Origin of the sequence: Streptomyces anandii JCM 4720 (assembly GCF_014650655.1) — a bacterium.
Taxonomy (GTDB): Bacteria; Actinomycetota; Actinomycetes; order Streptomycetales; family Streptomycetaceae; genus Streptomyces; species Streptomyces anandii.
The window spans coordinates 80,804-85,171 of record NZ_BMVJ01000020.1; the positions used below are offsets into that span (position 1 = coordinate 80,804).

The following is a 4,368-nucleotide window of genomic DNA, read 5'->3' on the forward strand; positions in this document are numbered from 1 at the left end:
CGTCGTGGTCCACAGGTCGCTCCCCGGTGGTGCACTGGCTGGTGTGGCCATTGATGCATCGGTCAACTGACCCGGATCATAGCTGTGTTCATGTGCAGATGCATGAGCAGATGCACGTGCACGGGGAGTGGTCCGGCGGTTACAGCTTTTGACGTTCGCTTTACCGAGCCCGTTCGAGCGCCTGCCCCAGAACCCGCAGGACATGCGCCCGCCAGCCCCCGTCCATGATCTTGCGCGCCATCATCTGAGCCGGGTCGTCCGGATCGAATCCCTCGTGCAAAAGGAACAGACGCGTACCGCGGCCTTCTTGTTCCAGCGTCCATGTGAGGGTCCAGTGGACGGCACTGGCCGGATCCGCGTCGGTCCAGCGGACGGAGAGCGTCCGCTCGACGTCGTAGCCGAGCACCTCGACCTCGACCACGCCCGAGAAGTTCGCGTTGGGCCGGGGCACGGAGGTCATCCGGTACCGGTGGCCGACCTCCAGGCGGAAGCCGTCGGCGCCGGGCATCTGCCACTCGGCGAGCAGCGCGGGTTCGGTGAGGGCGCGCCAGACCTTGGCGGGAGGGTGCGGGTAGAACTGGTCGACGCGAATGGCGGTGAGGTCGTCGTCACCGGGGCCGGTGCCGCCGGGCGGCGGGGGTGCGGTGGTCATGCCGGACCATCGTCGGGCATGCGGTCGAGCAGGGCGCCGAGGTCCTTCATCCGGCCGCGCCAGAACCGCTCGTACGGGTGGAGCCAGTCCTGCACCTCGGCCAGCGGGGCCGCCTCCAGGCGGTAGATGCGCTGCCGGCCGGAGCGCTGCTCGGAGACGAGGCCGGCCTCCCGGAGCACCTTGAGGTGTTCCGAGAGGCTGGGCCGGCGCATGGCGAAGTGATCGGCGAGCGCCTGCACAGGCTGCGGCCCCTCCTCCCGCAACAACCGCAGCACCTCACGACGGGCGCCATTGGCGAGCGCGGCGAAGACACGGTCGCCGGCTTCGGCGGGCGCTTGCGGGATGGCGGGTGCGGGGCTGGTCGCGGGCGCGGTGCCGGCGGTCGCGGGGGCGGTGGCGGCGGTCGCGGGGGCGGTGGCGGCGCGGGGGCCGGCCGCGAGCGCGGTGCCGGCGCGGCTGCCGCCGGTGGCGGGGGCGGGCGCGACGGCCCTCACGGAAGCGGCGGTGTCGGCCGGGCGCGTGGGGCCCGGCGCGGCGGGCCCGCTGCCGGGTGCGGTGCCTGTGGCGGTCACGGGCGCGGTGCCGTCGGCGCGGGTGCCGGGGGCGGGCGGCTGGGCAGGGGTCGGTGCGGTGCCGGGGGTGAGGTCGGGGCCGGGGCCGGTGGAGGTCATGGGGTCGGTCAGGAGCCTTCCTTCTCGGTCAGCAGCATCAGACCGTTGCCGTCGGGGTCCTCGAAGGCGGCCATCCGCCCCCAGGGCAGGTCGTCCGGCCCCTGTACGGAGACGCCGGCCTCCGTGAGCCGCGCGCAGTCGGCGTCGACGTCGGTCGTCACGAGCATGATCCCCCGGGCCGAGCCGGCCACGAAACCGCCCATGCCCGGCCCGGCGAGCGTGAAGACGGTCTGGGCGCCCTCGGGCGCGACCTGGAGCCACCGCCCCTGTGGCATCTCGCGGTCGGCGGTGACCCGGAAGCCGAGCACGTCCCGGTAGAAGCGCAGGGCGCGGTCCTGGTCGGCGACGGGGAGGGTGACGAAGGAGGCGTGGGTGATGTGCATGGGACCGAAAATACGTAGGACTCTCCCTACGCGTCAAGCGTAGGGAATCGCCTACGCATCGCATGGCCGCGCCTGATAGCTTGCTGCGGTCGTACCGGCCGCCGGGCGGCCGACCGGTTCCAGCTTGGGGGCTTGCAGTGACCAGGACGACGAGGGCGACGGCGACACGGTTGACGGCGGCGGGCCTGCTCGCCGTGTTCACGCTGACCGCGTGCGACAGCGGCGGCTCCGACGCCAAGGACCACACCTCGACCACGAGCAGCGCCGCCGCGACGGCGACCGGCGGCGGCGGCGCTGCCGGCTCGGGCGGCACCGGCGGCACAGCGGGCAATGCCGGCAAGGCGGAGGGCAGTTGGCTCACCACCAGCGGCGGCCGCGCGGTGGTCCTGATGGTGACCGGCAAGCAGGCGGCGCTCTTCTCGACCGAGGGAACGACGTGCTCCGGCACCGCGGGCGAGGAGGCCGGCAAGCAGGTCGTCCACCTGCGCGACTGCAAGTCCCGTACCACCGGCACGGTGGACTCCGTCAACAAGACCACCCTGCGCATTACCTGGGAGGGTGGTCTCGGCCAGGAGAAGTACACCCGGTCGGACGGACCGGCGCTACCCTCGGGGCTGCCCACGGCGAGCCTCGGCTCCTGACGTCAGCCGGGACCGGTGGCGGGGCGGGCAACCGCGCCGCACGCTCGTACGTGATGATCCTTGAGCATCGTCACGACCCAAGGAACCACCTCATGCGCGCGATTCCGATCACCGTCACCGCCCTCGCCGCGGCCCTCCTCCTCACCGCCTGCGACAGCGGCGGCGGCACGGGCGGCAGCGACACCGGCAACAAGAACAGCGGGAGCAAGAACACCGACAGCACCGCCTGCCGCATCGGCGAGGTCGGGCTGCAGGTCGGGCCCGCCAACGCCGCCCCCTCCGCCGGGGACACGGGCAACGTCCCGGTCACCCTCACCAACAAGGGCGCCAAGTGCACCCTGGAGGGCTTCCCCACCCTCTCCCTGACCGCGCAGAGCGCCACGGCGACCGTGCCGCAGGACAAGACCGGCACCCCGCAGAAGCTGACCCTCGCCAAGGGCGACACCGCCTCCTTCACCCTCACGTACGTGCGGGGCAAGGAGGGCGACCCGAAGAGCCTCGCGGCCACGTCGCTGAAGATCGGTCTGCCCGGGGCGGCCGAGGGCCAGAGTTTCAAGTGGTCGTACGGCCCCGTCCAGGGCAAGAAGGACGCCGCCGACCCGAACGCCTCGGTGACCGCCTTCCAGCAGGCCGGAGACTGACCCGCACCCGGCCGGGGGCGGCCGGGCCGCCCGGCGGCGAGGACGCCCGGCGGCCGGATCAGCCCAGCCGCGGGCGGGACCTCACCTCGGCGCGGTCCGCCGCCCGCGCGCCCTCCGTCCAGCCCGCCTCGTCGCTCACACCGCGCAGACGGGTGGTGGTGGTCTCCGGGAACATCCGGTCGAGCCGGTCGGCCACCGCCACGTCCCGGCTCGCCAGGACCGGCAGCAGGTCCTCGGTGACCTGCGTCCCGGCGGCGGCCGCGAGACGGGCGCCGACGCGATGGGCGTAGGAGGCGAGGAAGGACTGCCGGAAGGTCTTGGTCCTCCTGCGCCCGCCCGCGCGCTGGGCCGCCTCCGCCCTGGTCATCGCGGTGGTGGCCTGGACGAGCAGCGAGGTGTGGAGCAGCTCGACCGCCTCCAGGTCGGCCTCGAAACCGACGACCGTGGAGAAGCCGAGCGGTTCGTTCCACACGGCGCGGCAGTGGTTGGCGGTGGCGACCGCGTCCAGCAGCACCGCCTTGGCCTGCTCGTACGGCGGTTCTATGCCGATGCGGCAGGCGCCGGGTGCGTCGGGCGCCGGGGCGCGGGCGGCGAGCAGCGCCTCGTCGACGCTGTGCCGGGCCATCAGCTCCTGCGCCTTGGCGCTCAGCGCCTCCGCCTCCTCCGGGAACCCGGTCGCCTCCGCCTTGGCGAGCAGGGCGCGGATGCGGGCGAGCATGCGGGACCCGGCCCGATCGGCCCGCGCGCCGGCCTGCGCTCCGGCGTGTGCGGCACGGGGTTCGTCGAGCGGTTCGAGCGCGGGCAGCCGCAGCAGCAGGCGGTACAGCTCCAGTACGGCGGTGGCGTGCGTGAAGCGGTCGGTGCGGGGCGGCTGTTCGCCGGGCAGGGCGTCGAGCTGGGCGGTCCAGCGCGGGCCGCGCGGCCGGTCCTCCCCGGCCTGTGCGCGCACCAGCTCCGCCGCCAGCCGTACGTGCGCCTCGTCCAGCTCCCGCCGCACGATCCGTATGACGTCGGCCGGCTGCCAGCCGCGCTGCCACGCCGACGCGACGAACTCCCGTCCGCGCCGGGCGAGTTCGGCGTCGGCCGCGGGGTCGGCGGCCAGGAGGGAGGCGCCGGCGTCCAGGGCGTCGTCGGCCGTGGCATAGAGGGCGGCCCGGAAGGCCTGGTCGACGGTAGGCGGAGCGGTCACACGTCGATCGTGCCACGGGGGTCCGACAGTCCCGGTAGTCCCGGCAGTCCCGGCGCGGACTCCGCCCCGTCCACACCCTGTGGACAGCCACCTCGCGGAGTGTCAACTTCGGGTTGACGATATCGAGGTGTCAACTTACGGTTGACACATGACGAATCCCAGCATCAGGTCGACCGTCCGCCTGGACGACC

General features: G+C 73.6%; 6 protein-coding genes. 2 read left to right on the plus strand and 4 right to left on the minus strand.

Annotated features, from left to right (window positions below):
* Positions 1-160: 160 nt before the first annotated feature.
* From IE249_RS28540 to IE249_RS28550, 3 genes are all read right to left on the minus strand, one after another.
* Entirely contained in the window at positions 161-652 is a 492-nt protein-coding gene (locus tag IE249_RS28540) for an SRPBCC family protein (protein ID WP_189709288.1), read from the minus strand.
* Positions 649-996 (minus strand): ArsR/SmtB family transcription factor, encoded by a 348-nt coding sequence (locus tag IE249_RS28545; protein WP_189709383.1) that lies wholly within the window; start codon positions 994-996, stop codon positions 649-651. The genes IE249_RS28540 and IE249_RS28545 overlap by 4 nt, the downstream gene beginning before the upstream one ends.
* Positions 997-1,331: 335 nt before the next feature.
* Positions 1,332-1,706, minus strand: coding sequence for a VOC family protein (locus IE249_RS28550; protein ID WP_189709291.1), 375 nt, complete (start codon positions 1,704-1,706; stop codon positions 1,332-1,334).
* A gap of 137 nt (positions 1,707-1,843) precedes the next feature.
* Between IE249_RS28550 and IE249_RS28555 the strand changes: the two genes are divergently transcribed.
* Complete coding sequence (locus IE249_RS28555; RefSeq protein WP_229859438.1) at positions 1,844-2,347, plus strand: hypothetical protein; 504 nt, start codon at positions 1,844-1,846, stop codon at positions 2,345-2,347.
* A 92-nt stretch (positions 2,348-2,439) separates the two neighbouring features.
* Entirely contained in the window at positions 2,440-2,988 is a 549-nt protein-coding gene (locus tag IE249_RS28560; RefSeq protein ID WP_189709293.1) for a DUF4232 domain-containing protein, read from the plus strand.
* Between the two features lie 58 nt (positions 2,989-3,046).
* On the opposite strand, the gene IE249_RS28565 is transcribed toward IE249_RS28560, so the two are convergent.
* Positions 3,047-4,177 (minus strand): DUF2786 domain-containing protein, encoded by a 1,131-nt coding sequence (locus tag IE249_RS28565; RefSeq protein ID WP_189709295.1) that lies wholly within the window; start codon positions 4,175-4,177, stop codon positions 3,047-3,049.
* Positions 4,178-4,368: the final 191 nt, after the last annotated feature.